This window comes from Acaryochloris marina MBIC11017, from assembly GCF_000018105.1.
Taxonomy (GTDB): Bacteria; Cyanobacteriota; Cyanobacteriia; order Thermosynechococcales; family Thermosynechococcaceae; genus Acaryochloris; species Acaryochloris marina.
The window spans coordinates 3,038,906-3,054,585 of the sequence record NC_009925.1; the positions used below are offsets into that span (position 1 = coordinate 3,038,906).

At 49.1% G+C, this 15,680-nt stretch carries 21 protein-coding genes; 10 read left to right on the plus strand and 11 right to left on the minus strand.

What is annotated here, in order from left to right:
• Positions 1-5: 5 nt before the first annotated feature.
• Positions 6-434, plus strand: a complete 429-nt coding sequence (locus tag AM1_RS13650) for a hypothetical protein (RefSeq protein WP_041659839.1) — start codon at positions 6-8, stop codon at positions 432-434.
• 157 nt (positions 435-591) lie between these two features.
• A complete protein-coding gene (locus tag AM1_RS13655; RefSeq protein ID WP_012163439.1) occupies positions 592-816 on the plus strand; it encodes a hypothetical protein in 225 nt (74 codons plus the stop codon).
• A 32-nt stretch (positions 817-848) separates the two neighbouring features.
• Here AM1_RS13655 and AM1_RS13660 read toward each other — a convergent pair whose 3' ends face one another.
• On the minus strand, positions 849-1,724 hold the full coding sequence (locus AM1_RS13660) for an alpha/beta fold hydrolase (RefSeq protein ID WP_012163440.1): 876 nt from the start codon (positions 1,722-1,724) through the stop codon (positions 849-851).
• Between the two features lie 111 nt (positions 1,725-1,835).
• Between AM1_RS13660 and AM1_RS13665 the strand changes: the two genes are divergently transcribed.
• From AM1_RS13665 to AM1_RS13675, 3 genes are read left to right on the plus strand one after another with little or no spacing between them, the layout of a single operon-like run.
• Complete coding sequence (locus AM1_RS13665) at positions 1,836-3,062, plus strand: SidA/IucD/PvdA family monooxygenase (protein ID WP_012163441.1); 1,227 nt, start codon at positions 1,836-1,838, stop codon at positions 3,060-3,062.
• 51 nt (positions 3,063-3,113) lie between these two features.
• Positions 3,114-3,587 (plus strand): SufE family protein, encoded by a 474-nt coding sequence (locus AM1_RS13670; protein ID WP_012163442.1) that lies wholly within the window; start codon positions 3,114-3,116, stop codon positions 3,585-3,587.
• Positions 3,580-4,698, plus strand: coding sequence for a CobW family GTP-binding protein (locus tag AM1_RS13675; protein ID WP_012163443.1), 1,119 nt, complete (start codon positions 3,580-3,582; stop codon positions 4,696-4,698). The genes AM1_RS13670 and AM1_RS13675 overlap by 8 nt, the downstream gene beginning before the upstream one ends.
• A gap of 10 nt (positions 4,699-4,708) precedes the next feature.
• Here the strand turns inward: AM1_RS13675 and AM1_RS13680 are convergent, their stop codons facing one another.
• From AM1_RS13680 to AM1_RS13690, 3 genes are read right to left on the minus strand one after another with little or no spacing between them, the layout of a single operon-like run.
• Positions 4,709-5,227, minus strand: a complete 519-nt coding sequence (locus AM1_RS13680; RefSeq protein WP_012163444.1) for a GNAT family N-acetyltransferase — start codon at positions 5,225-5,227, stop codon at positions 4,709-4,711.
• A 52-nt stretch (positions 5,228-5,279) separates the two neighbouring features.
• A complete protein-coding gene (locus AM1_RS13685) occupies positions 5,280-5,846 on the minus strand; it encodes a hypothetical protein (protein WP_012163445.1) in 567 nt (188 codons plus the stop codon).
• 57 nt (positions 5,847-5,903) lie between these two features.
• Positions 5,904-6,476, minus strand: coding sequence for a hypothetical protein (locus AM1_RS13690; protein WP_041660889.1), 573 nt, complete (start codon positions 6,474-6,476; stop codon positions 5,904-5,906).
• A gap of 152 nt (positions 6,477-6,628) precedes the next feature.
• On the opposite strand from AM1_RS13690, the gene AM1_RS13695 reads away from it, so the two are divergent.
• Complete coding sequence (locus AM1_RS13695; protein ID WP_012163447.1) at positions 6,629-7,216, plus strand: TetR/AcrR family transcriptional regulator; 588 nt, start codon at positions 6,629-6,631, stop codon at positions 7,214-7,216.
• A 109-nt stretch (positions 7,217-7,325) separates the two neighbouring features.
• On the opposite strand, the gene AM1_RS13700 is transcribed toward AM1_RS13695, so the two are convergent.
• Together AM1_RS13700 and AM1_RS13705 are read right to left on the minus strand one after the other, a co-directional pair.
• Positions 7,326-7,943, minus strand: coding sequence for a cation transporter (locus AM1_RS13700; RefSeq protein WP_012163448.1), 618 nt, complete (start codon positions 7,941-7,943; stop codon positions 7,326-7,328).
• Between the two features lie 85 nt (positions 7,944-8,028).
• Positions 8,029-8,394, minus strand: a complete 366-nt coding sequence (locus AM1_RS13705) for an ArsR/SmtB family transcription factor (RefSeq protein WP_012163449.1) — start codon at positions 8,392-8,394, stop codon at positions 8,029-8,031.
• Between the two features lie 269 nt (positions 8,395-8,663).
• On the opposite strand from AM1_RS13705, the gene AM1_RS13710 reads away from it, so the two are divergent.
• From AM1_RS13710 to AM1_RS39830, 3 genes are all read left to right on the plus strand, one after another.
• Positions 8,664-9,155, plus strand: a complete 492-nt coding sequence (locus AM1_RS13710) for a DUF29 domain-containing protein (protein ID WP_012163450.1) — start codon at positions 8,664-8,666, stop codon at positions 9,153-9,155.
• 105 nt (positions 9,156-9,260) lie between these two features.
• Positions 9,261-10,679, plus strand: a complete 1,419-nt coding sequence (locus AM1_RS13715) for an IS4-like element ISAcma16 family transposase (RefSeq protein ID WP_012163451.1) — start codon at positions 9,261-9,263, stop codon at positions 10,677-10,679.
• A 174-nt stretch (positions 10,680-10,853) separates the two neighbouring features.
• Positions 10,854-11,913, plus strand: a protein-coding gene (locus AM1_RS39830) for an IS630-like element ISAcma28 family transposase (RefSeq protein WP_076611764.1) whose coding sequence is annotated in 2 segments (ribosomal slippage) — positions 10,854-11,330 and positions 11,332-11,913 — 1,059 coding nt in all. Because the reading frame shifts where the segments join, the coding sequence is not laid out codon by codon here.
• An 11-nt stretch (positions 11,914-11,924) separates the two neighbouring features.
• Here the strand turns inward: AM1_RS39830 and AM1_RS13730 are convergent.
• The 4 genes from AM1_RS13730 to AM1_RS13745 form a co-directional block, all read right to left on the minus strand.
• The gene (locus AM1_RS13730; RefSeq protein ID WP_041659843.1) at positions 11,925-12,374 is read right to left on the minus strand and encodes a hypothetical protein; all 450 of its coding nucleotides are present in this window, start codon (positions 12,372-12,374) and stop codon (positions 11,925-11,927) included.
• A gap of 6 nt (positions 12,375-12,380) precedes the next feature.
• Positions 12,381-13,190, minus strand: coding sequence for an HvfC/BufC N-terminal domain-containing protein (locus tag AM1_RS13735; RefSeq protein ID WP_012163452.1), 810 nt, complete (start codon positions 13,188-13,190; stop codon positions 12,381-12,383).
• Positions 13,166-13,996, minus strand: a complete 831-nt coding sequence (bufB, locus tag AM1_RS13740; protein ID WP_012163453.1) for an MNIO family bufferin maturase — start codon at positions 13,994-13,996, stop codon at positions 13,166-13,168. The genes AM1_RS13735 and bufB overlap by 25 nt, the downstream gene beginning before the upstream one ends.
• A 70-nt stretch (positions 13,997-14,066) precedes the next feature.
• Positions 14,067-14,381: a BufA1 family periplasmic bufferin-type metallophore gene (locus tag AM1_RS13745; protein WP_012163454.1), complete on the minus strand. Its 315-nt coding sequence runs from the start codon at positions 14,379-14,381 to the stop codon at positions 14,067-14,069.
• A gap of 424 nt (positions 14,382-14,805) precedes the next feature.
• Here AM1_RS13745 and AM1_RS13750 point away from each other — a divergent pair, with 424 nt between their 5' ends.
• Positions 14,806-15,318, plus strand: a complete 513-nt coding sequence (locus tag AM1_RS13750; RefSeq protein WP_012163455.1) for a hypothetical protein — start codon at positions 14,806-14,808, stop codon at positions 15,316-15,318.
• 87 nt (positions 15,319-15,405) lie between these two features.
• Here AM1_RS13750 and AM1_RS13755 read toward each other — a convergent pair whose 3' ends face one another.
• Complete coding sequence (locus AM1_RS13755; protein ID WP_012163456.1) at positions 15,406-15,666, minus strand: hypothetical protein; 261 nt, start codon at positions 15,664-15,666, stop codon at positions 15,406-15,408.
• Positions 15,667-15,680 lie beyond the last annotated feature (14 nt).

The window sequence follows — 15,680 nt, forward strand, 5'->3', positions numbered from 1 at the left end:
GGATTATGTGTGTTGGATGCTACGCCATGCCGATTATGACGTTGATATCGCCAGGGCCAGAAGCGCCACCTGCAACAGCGGTTCCCTTGATTGACTCGCCCGAAGCCAAGGTTATGCAGGTTCAACCCCAAGTTAGCGCAACCCAGGTCAGAGCTGACATTGCTGCAATGATTGCACGGTTGCCCGATTCTGCGGACTCGGCCATTCTGCGCGAAGAATTTACAGCGATTTATCAACGCTTAGAAGGCGTCACCAACGTAGATGAAGCCAATACGATTGTGGGCGAGGGAATGCTGAATATTGCTGATCGTTTGGGATCAAATCCCAATGCAGATCGGGTGATCAAGATCTTGCATGAGGTCCAAGAACCTGAACCTCAAAAACAAGCCACCCATCCTTTACTCAAACAATCCGCTTGGGGCTGGATTTCCTAAAGAACGGTTTGAATATTCAAGGCTGAAAAACCATGCAGTCTTTAGGGCATACTAGTTTCAATGCCTCTCAGCATGTTTTGGCATCGCAAACACGCCAGGGTTAAGCCATTGGCAAACTGGCTATACTGGATTAAACCTTCATCACAAGGCTTTAGGAATGATCGATCAAACAAATATTCTGACGACGTTAGGATGTTCAGGTTCTCTGCTGCTGGCTTTAGCGATGCCCCAGTCGGCCTCGGCAACGGCCAATATCCAGGATCAGATCGAGGCTGAGCAGGGTTTCCCCACTGTGGAAATGTCTCAAAGCGATCGCATGGAAGATGCCATTGGTTGTGGCTGTGCCATCTGCCAAAGAGCCCCTATCGAAACGGGTCTGTAAATCCAGTCATACTCTAGACTTTAGCTTTCCAACTAGACTGGTGCGGTGTTTCCTTGTAGAAAGGGGAGAATCATAGGTGCGATCGCATCACCAAACTCTTCTGCCATGCCCAGGCTGCCAGGTACGTAAGCAGCTTTGATATTTGGTAATTGAACCATTGCTTCCATTTCAGCTTTTGACTTTGGTGGGGCTTGTTCCGCCACGATCACCATCACTGGCTCAGTTTGTTGTGCCAAGCCAGTTAAGAATTCCTCTCGCTCGTCTACTGGATCTAAGCCCCCTGTAACAAAGGCGGCTGGTGCATACCGGGCACCGGGTTGCTGCGTGTTTTGATATTTCTGAGCCATAAATTCAGCGGTCAATTGGGTTTCATCGACAAAGACATGGCGACGATACATCCATTTCAAAAACCCAGGACGAGTATTCAGCCCATACAGCGCTGAACCGATCATAGGTGCACTCACGAGCTGGCGAATCCCGTGGCGCATCGCCACTGGTGCCCCCATAACCGCCAGTGGACCTCGCCAAGTCGGGGCAATCAATACCATTCGCGACCAGGACTGGAGGGCGAGCGCATACCCAGCAGCATGGCCCGCCGCTACAACCGCCACCTCTTGCGGAAAAGTATCTTGAACAAATGCCTTCAGAAATTGACGATAGAACTCCGGCTGATATGACACCGCAGGACGGTCGGAATCGCCAAATCCCGGCCAGTCTAGAAGCGTAACCTGAAAGTGAGAGGCCAAAGCCTGGGCTAAGGTTGCCAGTTCCGCCCGAGTAGATACCGTACTAAAGGCGGGTAATAACAACACGGAAGGACCGGAACCAAGAGTTTCAGTAGCAATATTTAGGGTGTGATTTTGCCATTGCCAGGTGTAGGTGTCCAGTTGCAGTTGTGCCGATGCCATCCAATCCTCCATCAAACCTGATCAAGATGTTATAGGCTGGTCAGGTTTAAAACTCATATTATAAAATGATAATCATTATCACAATGACAAACCTCACTCTTCTCATTATCTGTGAACCATCAGATTGACATTGCCATTATTGGGGCAGGTCCCCAGGCACTTACCCTTGTTACCCATTTGCTGCAGAAAAAGCCTGCTCTTAAGAATCGCCTTCAGGTTTTTGACCCCAGCGGCACCTGGATGGTCCAGTGGCGGCAACAATTTGCAGCTCAGGAGATTCCCTATTTACGCTCACCCGGCGTTCATCACCCTGATGTGAAGGAAACTCTCTTCAACTTCGCGGACCATCGTCAGGAGGAGCTGTATTACCCTTACAATCGCCCTGGAACCCAACTGTTCCAAGATTTTTGTGAGACGGTCGTTGATCGGTGGAAATTACGCGATCAGGTGACTGCCGCTCAGGTGGTTCAACTCACGCCCTTGGCAAAGAGATTTCAGCTGCAGCTGGATACGGGGGAACAGGTTGAGGCCCGGCGAGTGGTGTTGGCAACGGGTGGGGGAGCCGCCCAAGTCCCCGGTTGGACCGCCGAGGTGAATCCACATCCACCCGGACGGTTGTGTCATAGCCAGGACATTAAGCTGCCCAAGCTACCGGATCTGAACGATGAGACGGTCCTAATTATTGGCAGTGGTCAATCCAGTGCTCATTTGGCCTTGGGGGCGATTAAGCGCGGAGCCAAGGTTTTGATGATGGCTCGACGGACCCTCAACGAAAAACTGTTTGATGCAGAACCAGGATGGTTGGGGCCGAAGTATCTCAAGGGATTTCAGGCAGAACCCGATTGGCAGGTGCGTTGGCAAATGATCCAAGACGCTCGCAATGGTGGATCTATTGCCCCTGAATTACTAACCCAGTTACGGCGGTTGTCCCAGTCCGGTCAAGTCACTTTTTATGAACAGTGCCAGGTGTCCCGTGCCCATTGGCAACAGGAAGCCTGGCAGGTGCAGTGTAATGTGGCCAAAACTCATGATTGTCTGGCCCATCAGCGGATTAAGCGGATCTGGTTAGCCACGGGCACCACCACGGATATCACAGCTCATCCTTTGATGGGAGAGATATTGGAGCGATACCCTAATCAGATTGTCAATGGATTGCCAGTGCTCGATGAGCATTTGCGCTGGCCTGGATGCGATCTGTTTTTGATGGGGCCATGGGCCGCATTGCACGTGGGTCCCGTCGCCCGGAATTTGCACGGTGGAAGAATGGCGTGCGATCGCATTGTTCCAGCCCTCACCAAAGCCAGTGTTGCCCGGACTGTGATTCATCCCCCCAGATAAGCATCTTCGCTTATTCTTATGGTTGATATCGCCCTTTCCCGGTCTCCCATTATGTCTGTTGATCCGTCTCTACCCCCTGCCCTTGCCAAAATCGTGAAGCGCTTTCAATCCATTACAGATACCAAGCGTCGGTATGAATATTTACTGTGGTTTGCCAAGCAACTCCCGCCTTTTCCAGAGGCTGATAAGCAGCCTGACAATAAAGTCGTGGGTTGTGTATCTCAGGTTTATGTCACGGCAACGATAGAGAATGGCCTCGTTCATTTCCAAGGTGACTCGGACGCCCAAATGACCAAAGGGTTAGTGGGGTTACTGATTAAAGGGTTGGATGGGTTACCCCCAGAACAAATCGCTCGGGTCACACCTGACTTTATCCAACAAACCGGGCTCAATGTGAGCTTGACACCGTCTCGGGCCAATGGATTTTACAACATCTTCACCACTCTGCAGCAGCTCGCCCTGACGCTCTCAGCTGCATCATCAGATTCTTTCCCCACTCAGCAATTGGAGGACACCGTTGACTAATTCAACTGCAAACGTTCAGACATCCCAATCCCTGGATATCAATCTGCCCAAAAAAGGCATGCCCGTGACGATTATTACGGGGTTCTTGGGGAGTGGCAAAACCACGCTCCTCAACCATATTCTCAATACCAGCCAAGACCTCAAGGTGGCTGTACTGGTCAATGAGTTTGGTGATATTGATATTGACAGTCAGTTACTGACCACCATTGATCAAGATATGGTGCAGCTGACCAATGGCTGCATCTGCTGCACGATCAATGACGACCTGGTGGAGGCGGTCTATTCCGTCCTAGAACGTGAGGAAAAAATTGATCATGTCGTTATCGAAACCACGGGGGTGGCTGATCCGCTACCGATTATTCTCACCTTTGTCAGCTCTCAACTGAAAGACGTAACGACGTTAGATTCCATTATTACCTTGGTAGATTCAGAAACCTTTACCCCTGAATGTTTTCAGAGTGAGGCGGCCCTAAATCAAATTACCTTTGGCGATATTGTCGTTCTCAACAAAACCGACCTGACCACCGATCAAAAGGTAGAAGAACTAGAGGAGTGGATTCGTGAACGCAAATGGGGTGCACGGCTCTTGCGATCGCAACAAGGTCAGGTCCCTCTGCCACTAATTCTGGATACTGCTCTCTTTGATCCAAAGGCTTATGAAGCGGAAGCCAAAGCCTTTGCAGAGGAGGAGGCTCATCACGATCATGACGATCACCATCACCACGATCATGACCACCATGATCATGGCCACCACCATCACGGAGATCATGATCATCATCACCATGACGATCATGATCATCACCACCATCATTCGGATCATCTCACCGTCGACGGCTTCTCATCTATGGTCTTTGAAAGCGATCGGCCCTTTATCCTAGAAAAAATGCAGGCTTTCGTGACCGATCATCTACCAGAAGAAGTCTTTCGAGCCAAAGGTTTTATGTGGTTTGAGAAAAATACATCCCGCTATATTTTTCAGCTCAGTGGCAAGCGCTATACAATGGATGCTGATCAGTGGCCGGATGCCCCAAAAAATCAGTTAGTCTTTATTGGCCGCAACATTGACAAAGCACAGCTTAACCAACTGCTAACGGATTGTTTAGCTCCCTAACACACCACAATCACAAAATCCGCTCCATCAGAACGCTCGGTATGCTGTGACCCAAGACCAGCGGAACGTCGAGTCGCCGCACTGATCTAAAACCCAAAGCAGCATAGAACCCTTCTGCATTCAAACTTGAGTAACATTCAAGCCGTTTGATGCCTACCGCTCGCGCAGCCCGTTCGCAAACCGTATAAATTGATCGACCAACGGACTGCCCCATCCATGCGGGGTGAGTGGCAAAATGGCGAATATGGCCCAGTTCAACTTCAATCTGCCGAGTACCCGGTCGCTCCCGCGTCCAGCCGCCACAGCCGATCACATCCTTGTGCTGGGTTTCCGCAAGATAGAATGTGCCTGACGCCAGTAAGGTTGGGTTGGCCTGGGTGATGAGTGGGAGTAATGCTGACAGCACAGTGGGGGAATACGCCGAACGCATCAAGACAGGATATGACACCTTTAGCAAAGTCGTAACGGATGGCTGATCCGCAGCGACAGTAGTCCGAACAGTAAATTTTTCTAACGTATCAGGGCCCATTTTTCTCCATCCTCCGAGATCATCATTCGGCATTCGAGAAAGTTTCAGAAACTTATGAAAGACCCATCGCAGAGCGCGTGGCAAAGATGATAATACCAACCCCAAGCAGCATGATGGCAACTGCAGTGCTGAACTGCTTGGACAGAGTAAAGGAGTGGTTGCCAGCTTGAGGGCTAGCAGTCGATAGCCCGCCACCGCGCCGTAATCCTTGCAGGGAAACGAGCATTAAGGGCAATGAAATAAGAGTCCCAAGGACTTCAATCACGAATAAAGCTAGAGGCATTGCATCAGGAGACACCGGGAACAGGCGACCTAAGTCCAGCACATACACCAGGAAGTAAGACAGACCAGCAAAAGCCGAAGCTGAATAAGCCCAACGCTGACGTTGCCAGGTAAAGTTAATCAACAACAGACTCACAAGACTTAGAGAAGTTAGAAAGGTATTGAAGCCCCCTAAAACGACGGGATTGATGTGGGAAAAGCTGCGGGTCTCAATGAGTCCTCCTGGCACCAAGCTAGTGAGTAAAACCGATGAAAGAGCGAGTAGAGCAGGAGCACCATACTGGATTACTTTTGGGAAGTGAGCAGGCTGGTGGTTAGACGAAATGATAGTAGTCATGATGATATCCTCATACTTTAGGTAAAAAGAACTCGAAATCGACAAAAAGCAAGTGACCTACAGCTTTTCACCAGGGCGATAGGGTGTTTCATGAAGTAGGTGGCTAACCAATAGTTTCAGAAAAAGCAGGGGCAAGAACCACTCCAAACCAGAAGTAGCTGCGAAACAGTAGCGATCGCCTAGTAGCGCTACAGCATAAAGCCCCAGAGCAATAGGCCGCTGGAGATAAAGCGGGCAGCCCAAGATCAACGCCGATGCCCCCAGCAGATAGCCAGAGACACCGACAAAGAAAGGCCAATCACCCCCCCGAAACAGCAGCGCAACAAGACCAATATGGACCAAGTGCAGAGCCACAAAACCCATATGCTGTTGCCATCCCTGGCTGGGTCGGTGATACCAACGCTTAGCAGCAGCAGTCGCGTTCGTCAGAACACCTCCAACAAAGTCGACACCTAAGACCGAAATAAGTCCCAGTTGTAGTGGTGTCCATGCAATCGACAATGCCATTGCGTAAGCCGGAGCCGCGATCGCTGCTAACAAGGCAGGTACAAACTGAAGAATCATCTCAACAACAGTCGCACTGGGACCAATGAAGCGATCCAATTGCCCCCTGAGACCAGGGCGGGGCATTGGACTAGACCAGCATTCTTGGGGCTCAAATTGTATTGAGGCTTGAATTGGATCTTTCATATTCGTAGCATCATAACAGTTGTTATGTAATCAACATAATGACTGTTATGATATTTGTCAATCGAGTTTGTACTTCGTTGTAGTTAACGTTTATGTCTCAGCAAGACCGGCGTCTTGAAGTCTCTGAAGCTGCCTGGCGTGTCATCGTCAGGGAGGGGTTAGACCGTGCCAGTATGCGTGCGATCGCACAGGAAATGAATTGCACGACAGGGGTCGTCACCCATTATTTCCGAAATAAGCAGGAGCTAATTCTGTTTGCCTTGCATCAGGTCACAGAACGCTTGAAAGTGAGGATGCAGGTGGCAATTGAGAATGTCGCGGGAATTGATCGATTGGCAACAATGCTATTGTCCTTTCTGCCACTAGACCAAGAACGGCAAGAAATCCTCCGGGTATGGGTTGCTTTTTTAGGCTACGCCGTTGGCCGTGATGGTTTGATGGAAGAGCATCGACAGAGTGCCGCAGAACTGCGGGCAGTCATCATTCAGGAGTTGCAAGCTCTCCAATCCAAGGGGCTTATTCAGGCAGATCTCGTGCCTCAAGTGGAGGCCAATGCCCTACTTGCCCTTGTCAATGGCATTGGTATAGATACCTTGATTCAGGCTGACCATCTAGGTCCTGGTCAGCAAGAGGCAATCATTCATCGGTACATCGCAGGTATGGTGACAGGTCAGTGTTGAAGATGATTTAAATTGAACGGACAGAGATCCCTCAATTGATCTTCGATATCTCAGCAAGCCAAGCGAATGAAATCCTGAAAGCATAGATACACCGCCTATATGACGGCAATTAGACTTGTTGCATCTGTCGCCAAGATTGCGACAACACTTTTGCTGCAGACTGGGTAAAAACGACTGTTAGCAGCAACCCCACCGCTAAATCCGGCAGGATAGACTGAGTCAGGGAGACCAATCCTGCTGCCGCTAACACAGAGGTATTGGCGATAATGTCGTTGCGAGAACATAACCACACTGAAGACATATTCAGGTTATCTTGCCGATGTCGGGTGAGGAGTTGGAGACAGAACAAATTTGCAAGCAAAGCGATAATGCCCACTAGGCCCATGGTTGAAGCTTCTGGACTCGCACCGGTAAACAGTTGATAGCTGGCTCTAGCAAAAACACCAATCGCCAACAAGAACATAATCAAACCCTTAAGAAAAGCGGCTCCTGCTTGGGCTTTAACGCTCTTATTGAGGACATACAAACTGCTGGCATAGACCAAGGCATCCCCCAGCATATCCAACGAATCCCCAGTGAGGGAGAGAGATTCTGCCCGAATCCCTGCCCCAAATTCAACGAAAAACATTAGAAGGTTGATCAGCAGAACGGCCCAAAGCACTTTTGCCTGCTGCTTTCTCAGCTTTGACAATTCCTTGGCTTTGGCTTGGCAGCAATGATCACCCATAGTGGCTCTCCACATTCAAACATTCAAAGCAGTATTAGAACGTTACCGCACCCAATTCAAACATTCAAGCCAACATTAGAATGACTTATTCAACCAGTTGGTTCAGTGTATGGTGGAGAATCTCAGCGACGCGCTGATCCTTGAGAGAGTAGTACGCTAATTTGCCATCATTGCGATACTTCAGAATTTGGAGATCCCGTAGCTTTCGTAAGTGGTGGGATGCCGTTGCGATCTTCATCCCCAGCAAAGACGCAACATCACAAACACAGAGTTCAGTTCCTTCACTCAGGGCATACAAAATCTTTAATCGGGACCGATCCGCTAACGCACTGAACAGCACTTGAGCCTCCACCAGCAGATCTTCTCCCGGCAGTGCTTCATTCGCTTGGGTGACCAAGTCTTGGTTAAAACAACGGACTTGGCAAATATCTGTGGGCTTAGTCTGGGTCACAAATTTGAAGGGTTACACCTTACCTGCTCTTAGATTTTAACGACCAACTGTTGAGGCGTTGTACCCAATGCTGCTATCTAAAAGGATGAAATCGCAGATACCTCTATCCAGGGCACATTCAGGTTTAAGTTCAGGTACCCTCGCTGAGGAACGGGTTAGGAGATAAACCAGTCTAATCAAAGGTCTGGATTTTTGTGATCCAGAACTACTCGTCAATGAAATGGTTCGATGTGTCAGATTAGTGATGTAACCAAAGTTTTGGTGACGATATGGCCAGCACCCAACTCCCTAGCTCTGAAAAATCTGGTGAGCGCAATCACCTATCTAACGAATATCTCTATGAAACTGATTTCGTTAAATGGATCGATAAAACGGCTGAGCTACTGAAGCAAGGTAAATTTAGTGAGCTAGATCTTGAGAATTTAATTGAAGAGGTTGAGAGCTTGGGACGCCACGAAAAGAATGCATTGAGAAGTAATCTCCGTGTTCTTTTAATGCATCTACTCAAGTGGCAGTACCAACCCAGTAAACGGAGTAATAGCTGGCGCGGGACTATCATTGAGCATCGGATTCGCATACAGGACACCCTAGAAGACAGTCCCAGCCTTAAGAACTTCTATCCACAGATTTTTGATAAAACCTACCAACAGGCTCGTAACAAAGCAGCAGAAGAAACAGGACTTCCTCTAGAAACCTTTCCTGTGGAGTCCCCCTACACGTCAGAGCAAATGCTTGATGCTGAGTTTCTACCCGAAGAGTAGCAACTGCATTCTATAGTCTCGTCAGTTAACGTTCAGGAAACGCTGCATCTGTCATCTAACGGATCAATGGCACTGACTTAAGAAGTCAGGAAAAGGCTACAAGTCTTGATAGATATAGGATCAAGACTTGCACGCCATAAACTTCTGCCTTTCACTATGTCTGAGTCAGCCGAAATTCTCAAGCAGCAATTTTCCCAAAGCCTGGGTTTACCGTGGACAGATATCCTTCTAGCCTCAAGGTTAGAGGAACTCCTGAAAGAAGAAGCATTCTCCTATCGCAACCGGATATATAGCCCCATCGTTACGCTGTGGGCCATGCTTTACCAAGTGCTATCAGCCGATAAAAGCCTTCGTAACACAGTCAAATGCATCACGACTTGGCTCACAGCGGCTGGCATCCAACCGCCCTCATCTGATACCGGAGCCTACAGCAAAGCCAGAAGTCGCTTTCCAGAGTCACTGTTGCAACGTTTAATTCCCGAAAGCGCTGAGTGCTTAGCGCAACCCCTCTCCCCAGAGCACCTCTGGTGTGGTCGGCCCGTCAAGGTCTACGACGGAACCACCGTGTTGATGGCTGATAGTGCGGCCAACCAAGCATCATATCCACAACATGGCAATCAAACAGCAGGCTGTGGTTTTCCCATCGCTCGCTTGGTAGTGTTCTTCTGCTTGGTTACCGGTGCAGTGGCGTCAGCTTGTATTGCCTCCTGGGACACCAGTGAAATTGTCATGAGTCGTTTGCTCTATCAAGACCTTGAGGTCGGTGATGTGGTCATGGCGGACCAAGCTTATGGCAGCTATGTTGATCTAGCCATCATTCAACAACACAGGGCTGATGGAGTGTTGCGTAAACATCATGCTCGCAAGACTGATTTCCGCAAAGGCAACAAGCATGGCATTGGTGATCATCAGGTGACATGGCATAAGCCAGCCCAACGGCCTGAGCACATGAGTGAGCAAGATTTTGCCCTGATTCCTCAAACATTGGTCGTTAGAGAGGTGTGTTTGCGCTTATCCCTTAAGGGCTTTCGCGACCAGCACATTATTGTGGTGACGACGCTGCTGGATGCTCAACGCTACAGCGCTGGGCAACTGACTCGCTTGTATGGCTGGCGTTGGCCAATGGCGGAAGTCAATCTGCGCCATCTCAAAACCACCTTAAAAATGGAGATGCTCAGTGCCAAAACTCCGGATATGGTGCGCAAGGACATTTGGGTACATTTGTTGGGCTATAACCTACTCAGAAGTCTCATGGAACTTGCGGCACCGCTAGCAGATAATGCTAGAACTCAACTGTCTGTGCAAGGAGCACGACAACACTTCAATCAGATGCTTGCTTTGTTGGCGACAGCCAACCGTGCGACCAGAAAGCGGTTGTTTACTCATCTACTTGAGACCATGGCAGCCGATCTATTACCCTCTCGACCGAATCGGCACGAACCGAGAGTCGTCAAACGCAGACCCAAATCTTTCCCGCGAATGCGACAACCTCGCTCTGCTCTCAAAGCTAAGCTAGCTGTTTGATTGAGCTTAAGTCAGTGCCATTGATCTAACGGATAGGTCTCAGGGGTGCGAGAATTATTTCAAAGCATTGGCAAATAGCTTGTGCCGAGCGTCCCTTGCAGACCCTTGTCATACCAATTCCATATATGTGTGACTTGTATTATGGGAGTAGCGCGTTGCTGATACTTATCCCTCATGCCCAGACCCTTACGAATTGATATCTGTGAAAGTGAAGACACACTCAAACGTTTATTACGTCAACAATCCTCCGGTCGTCGCAAAGAACGCTTGCAAGCCCTCTACTGGCTCAAAAGTGGTCAAGTCACCACTCGCATGGAGTTGGCAACCCTGACCGGACGAGGGGAATCCACGGTGTATCGCTGGATCAAACTCTATAAATCAGGGGGATTACAGGCAATGCTGGAGATTCCTACCTCTCCTGGGAAGCCCCCCATGATTGGTGGAGAGGTCCTCGAAAAGCTGAAAGCTCGTCTAGCTGACCCCAGGGGCTTTGAGAGCTACGGGGCGATTCAACAATGGCTTTTAGATGAGTGTGGATTAGACGTACCCTACAAAACGGTTCATCAAACCGTGCATTATCGGCTCAAAGCCAAGCTCAAAGTTCCTCGACCTCGCTCACGCAAGACAGAGGAAGCTCAACAACAAGCCTATTAAAAAACTTCCTCGTGTGATTGAGGTAATGACCCGCTATTTTGCCCAAGGACACCCAGTGCGCTACTGGTGCATGGATGAAAGCCGCTGGGGACTCAAGACACTCACGGGTCGGGTTCTAACGTTGCGGGGTGTCAAACCTGTGGTGACGGTACAGTGGCCCCGAGAGGCTTTCTGGCTCTATGGCGCTGTCGAACCTCTCACAGGAGACAGTTTCTTCTATCGGTTTTCTCATCTCGATAGTGTTTGTTTTGAGCGCTTCCTGGAGCAATTCAGCTTGGCGTTTCCCCAGAGTCTCAATCTGATGCAAATAGATCAAGCCGCAGCCCATATGGCGACTTGGGTTCGATGGCCTGAGAATGTGTTGCCGATTGTACAGCCGTCTCATAGTCCAGAACTCAATCCGGCAGAGCGATTATGGCAGGACCTAAGAAAGCCTTTCAAAGGCAAAAACTTTGATTCTATTGGGGCACTGGAGACCGCTTTATTTGAGCATATCAATACCCTCTCCCAGAAGGTGGTGGCTTCTCTAACGGGATATTCTTATATCTTGGATGCTTTGACTATAAAGGTCACTCAATAAGTGAATTGGTATCAGGTTACAACACGACACACAATCTGTGGCTTTGTGGTTGAAATAACATCAACGCAATGATTTAGGCAACAAAAACCATAGTGGCTGAATGGACCTGGGTAGTCAGAAGTGGCGAACGTGCTAACCTCCATAAACTCTAGATAAGCCGAACTTTTGTAAAGACGAGCTAACTTGCCGACGTAGTTGTCTTGAGGTGCATTATCGGCATAAGACTCGTTCGCGACGTTGTAACAAATGTACTCAGCAAAAAATATTTCATAAATAGCACAGCCTTCGGTAGTTTCAATGTTACGCAGCCCAGATATTGTTGTACCAGCTATTTCCATGTCATGCTCTGGGCCATTCGCTGTAGCTTCGGCTAAGACTAGACGTAGAGTATTATCTTCTGGTTCGGTAATTGATTCGAGGTACAGATACTTACTTCTGTTGATTTGATCGAAAGCTTCCATGAGAGCCTAACTATTCTCATCTAAGCCAAGCATAAATCCGGATATCCATCCTCGCTGAACCCAGATTGGAAGCAAGGCTGCCACGTCAATCTCATCGTTGTGCTCAAACTGGGCGCAAATCTCTCCAAACGGAGCACCGGAAGCAAACGCCTGTAGGAGCTGCCACTCAGCAACATTGGGCAAGTCAATGCGGGTTTCATACTGGTCTCGCCAGAGAAACAGATTCACGTCGCCTTCATTTAGATCGATGGTCTCGGTACTGGCGGCATTGGCCTGATTCACTTGCCAAATTCGGTGAACCGGATAGGGGGAGGTCATTAAGACACTATGGTCGGGGAGTTGGAGCACCAGTTCGGGCCAACGGTCAGGCGGCACTTGACCCAAGGCCGCCAAATCTAAACCCGGTTGGTCTGAACTGTTAAAGATGCAGTGCCAATGCCACTCTAAGCGGGCTACATCCGGCAGATAGGGTAACGAAGCCGCTGGTTCAAACGCTGCGATAAATGCCGGGAGCTGTTCCCCATAATCTCCGAGATCGTGGGATTGAGAGGGATTGCGGCGGATATATTGCCGAGCCATGGCGGTAAAAAACTGGACCCCCACCAACCGACAACAGACGGGATAAATATCTTCGAGGGCACGGCTCAATTTACCGACGACGCTGCCTTGGTAAGCCGATAAACCTCGTTCGAAGGAGAGGTGTTCAGTGCTGCGCATTTGAGGTTGGAGCTGCTGGATGCTGTCGGCATCTTTGGTTGAGATCGCACCATAAAACAACCGCTGTAACTCTCTTAATTCTGGGGGCGGTGTTGACATAGATAGGTGTCGGCCTGCTGGGCTTCGGCCATCAAAACATCAAAGCTGGGAATATCCGTATCCCATTCAATCAACGTCGGCACCGGACCAAACCGCTGGAGCGCTTGCTGATAGAGCGTCCAGACTCCAGGCTGGACTGGATAGCCGTGGGTATCAAATAAAAAGTGGTCCTGCTCTTCATAACCCGCTAGATGGATCTCTTTAATCCGATCGACGGGCAACGCATCCAGATAATCCAAGGGGTCAAAGCCATGATTGGTGGCATTGACATAGACATTGTTAATATCCAAAAGCAGATGACAATCGGCCTCAACTAAAAGGGCGGCTAAGAACTGCCATTCGGTCAGGCTGTTGTGGCGAAACTGAAGATAGGGCGATAGGTTCTCAATCAAAATCCGGCGACCGAGAAATTCCTGTACCTGCGAAATCCGATCGGCAACGTAATGGAGCACTGATTCCGTATAGGGCAGCGGTGCTAAGTCATTGAAGTAATGGCCGTTGACGGACACCCAGGCCAGATGATCAGAGACATGAACCGGTTCGATCCGATCCGCCAGTTGCTTGAGCTGAGTTAGGTAGTCCATATTCAGCGGATCTGCTGACCCCAGGGACAGACTAACGCCATGGAGGGTGATCGGATACTGGGCTCGAATTTGTTCTAGGTGATACAGGGGCAATCCACCCCCCAAATAATTGTCGGAGAGGGCTTCTAGCCAGGGTATGGCTGGTTGATGGGTGAGGATATGGGCGTAATGTTGCGATCGCAACCCAATCCCAGCACCCTGAATTGCAGTCATGGCAACCATAAAATACTCCAAAACGTAAGGTGCCTGCTTTTCACAAGCAGGCACTCAAACTTTGCATGATTGAAACGACCTAACCTTCTTTCTTGCCTTCTTCAACCGCTTCAGCAGGGGGGGCAGCTTCTTTCAAGGTAGATCCAACAATCTTTTCACAGGTGCCAGCAGGCACATAAATCCACTCTTCTGGATCATTATCAACGGTGGCTTTACCAGAGCAGTCATGCTTGCTAGTACCACAGTCATTGAGACCAGCCTTGACGATACCGGCGCACTTTTCATAACCGGGCTTACCAGCAACCGCATCATCCGATTGAGTTGCCACTAGGCCGAGAGCCAGCACACCGGATAAAGCAGTGGTAACAGCAACGGCTTTAGTCGTCGTTTTCATAATGGAGAATTCCTTTTAGGATTGTGCATTCTTTGAGCAGCGTAAGCCGACGCTTGGCTGTTGCTCACATATAGAATACGAGCAACTCCTCCCTTTGGATGTAGATTGTTCGAGTTTATCGGCGTTTGCACCCAGATTCGTTGCCTAAAGAGCGCTTGGAGCATGGCGATGGTCTCTGACTGGCCTGCCTCCAGAGAAGGAGCTAAGTCCTGCGAACGCCCAAAGGTACGCTAACGGCCATCACAAACCCACTGCCAAAAACAACAGTAGTTTTGAGAATATCACTGTGCTTTCCTCTCGATTGCACCATGGATCAAATATAAAATTCTCCTTAAATCTTATAAAATTGGGATCGTTCATATCCTTATAGCCTGGCTGAAAAATCAGCACAGGCTTAAGTTTTTTTATTTATTTGGAGATAAAAGTGAAGAAACAAGCATTAACTCTTGCTTTAGCGAGTATCCTCATCCCTGCAAGCGCTTACGCTTCCGATATCACCACTGAAGAAGTCGAAGCAGCACAAGCCGCGTGGGGTAATGGCATTGTAGAAATCGGTAAAGCTGAAGACCCTAAACAAGCCGCTATCGCCCATATTGATAAGTTCTATGGGTTTGATATGGGTTCCGTTTTGTTCAAGCCCACCTTAGCGTCTGAGGATCAATTCCGAGGGACTAAGCAAGAAGCTTTGTCTTATTTCATCGGTCAAGATTTGAAGGAAGACAAGGGGTTTGCCCTTGCACCTTACACTAAAGTTCGCTGGGAAAACGAAGGCATCATCGTTGACGATGACTCAGCTGTAGCAATGGGAAATTACTTCTTCACCAAAACCGATGGTGAAGAAGTCAAAGTGGAGTTTACCCTTGGTTACGTTAAAGATGAAAATGGCAACTTAAAGATTAATCTGCATCATTCATCCCTACCCTATAGCGCCAACTAATACAGCTCAGCCTTCATGAAGCATAACGCCCCGCTGGCTCAGGTCACGGGGCGTTATATCACTGAACAAAAGAACACTCACCAGACCTTAACCCAAAGATTTACAGAGAGCATCAACATCTGGCTTAGCAATCTCATGAACGGCCTGATGGAGCTTATATTGCTGAGGGGGCTGGGTCATGATCGCAATCACCGTTTCTATCGGTGGGCAACCCGGCTCATGACAGGCCAACTGACTAATGGATACCGGGATATCCGCAGGAATGGCGAAGGCTTCATACACCCAGGCTTTCAGCCGTGCAATCTGTTCTGGATCCGCTTTAGGCGTGGATGCTTTAAACAAATCCATTAGAACTACTCCCC

What these genes read in the sequence shown, in the direction of transcription:
- AM1_RS13755 (WP_012163456.1), bottom strand. Translation starts at nt 15,666, where the DNA reads ATGGATTTGTTTAAAGCATCCACGCCTAAAGCGGATCCAGAACAGATT.
- AM1_RS13650 (WP_041659839.1), top strand. Translation starts at nt 6, where the DNA reads ATGTGTGTTGGATGCTACGCCATGCCGATTATGACGTTGATATCGCCA.
- AM1_RS13745 (WP_012163454.1), bottom strand. Translation starts at nt 14,381, where the DNA reads ATGAAAACGACGACTAAAGCCGTTGCTGTTACCACTGCTTTATCCGGT.
- AM1_RS13680 (WP_012163444.1), bottom strand. Translation starts at nt 5,227, where the DNA reads ATGGGCCCTGATACGTTAGAAAAATTTACTGTTCGGACTACTGTCGCT.
- AM1_RS13670 (WP_012163442.1), top strand. Translation starts at nt 3,114, where the DNA reads ATGTCTGTTGATCCGTCTCTACCCCCTGCCCTTGCCAAAATCGTGAAG.
- AM1_RS13730 (WP_041659843.1), bottom strand. Translation starts at nt 12,374, where the DNA reads ATGGAAGCTTTCGATCAAATCAACAGAAGTAAGTATCTGTACCTCGAA.
- AM1_RS13685 (WP_012163445.1), bottom strand. Translation starts at nt 5,846, where the DNA reads ATGACTACTATCATTTCGTCTAACCACCAGCCTGCTCACTTCCCAAAA.
- AM1_RS13660 (WP_012163440.1), bottom strand. Translation starts at nt 1,724, where the DNA reads ATGGCATCGGCACAACTGCAACTGGACACCTACACCTGGCAATGGCAA.
- AM1_RS13700 (WP_012163448.1), bottom strand. Translation starts at nt 7,943, where the DNA reads ATGGGTGATCATTGCTGCCAAGCCAAAGCCAAGGAATTGTCAAAGCTG.
- AM1_RS13735 (WP_012163452.1), bottom strand. Translation starts at nt 13,190, where the DNA reads ATGTCAACACCGCCCCCAGAATTAAGAGAGTTACAGCGGTTGTTTTAT.
- AM1_RS13655 (WP_012163439.1), top strand. Translation starts at nt 592, where the DNA reads ATGATCGATCAAACAAATATTCTGACGACGTTAGGATGTTCAGGTTCT.
- AM1_RS13695 (WP_012163447.1), top strand. Translation starts at nt 6,629, where the DNA reads ATGTCTCAGCAAGACCGGCGTCTTGAAGTCTCTGAAGCTGCCTGGCGT.
- AM1_RS13690 (WP_041660889.1), bottom strand. Translation starts at nt 6,476, where the DNA reads ATGCCCCGCCCTGGTCTCAGGGGGCAATTGGATCGCTTCATTGGTCCC.
- bufB (WP_012163453.1), bottom strand. Translation starts at nt 13,996, where the DNA reads ATGGTTGCCATGACTGCAATTCAGGGTGCTGGGATTGGGTTGCGATCG.
- AM1_RS13710 (WP_012163450.1), top strand. Translation starts at nt 8,664, where the DNA reads ATGGCCAGCACCCAACTCCCTAGCTCTGAAAAATCTGGTGAGCGCAAT.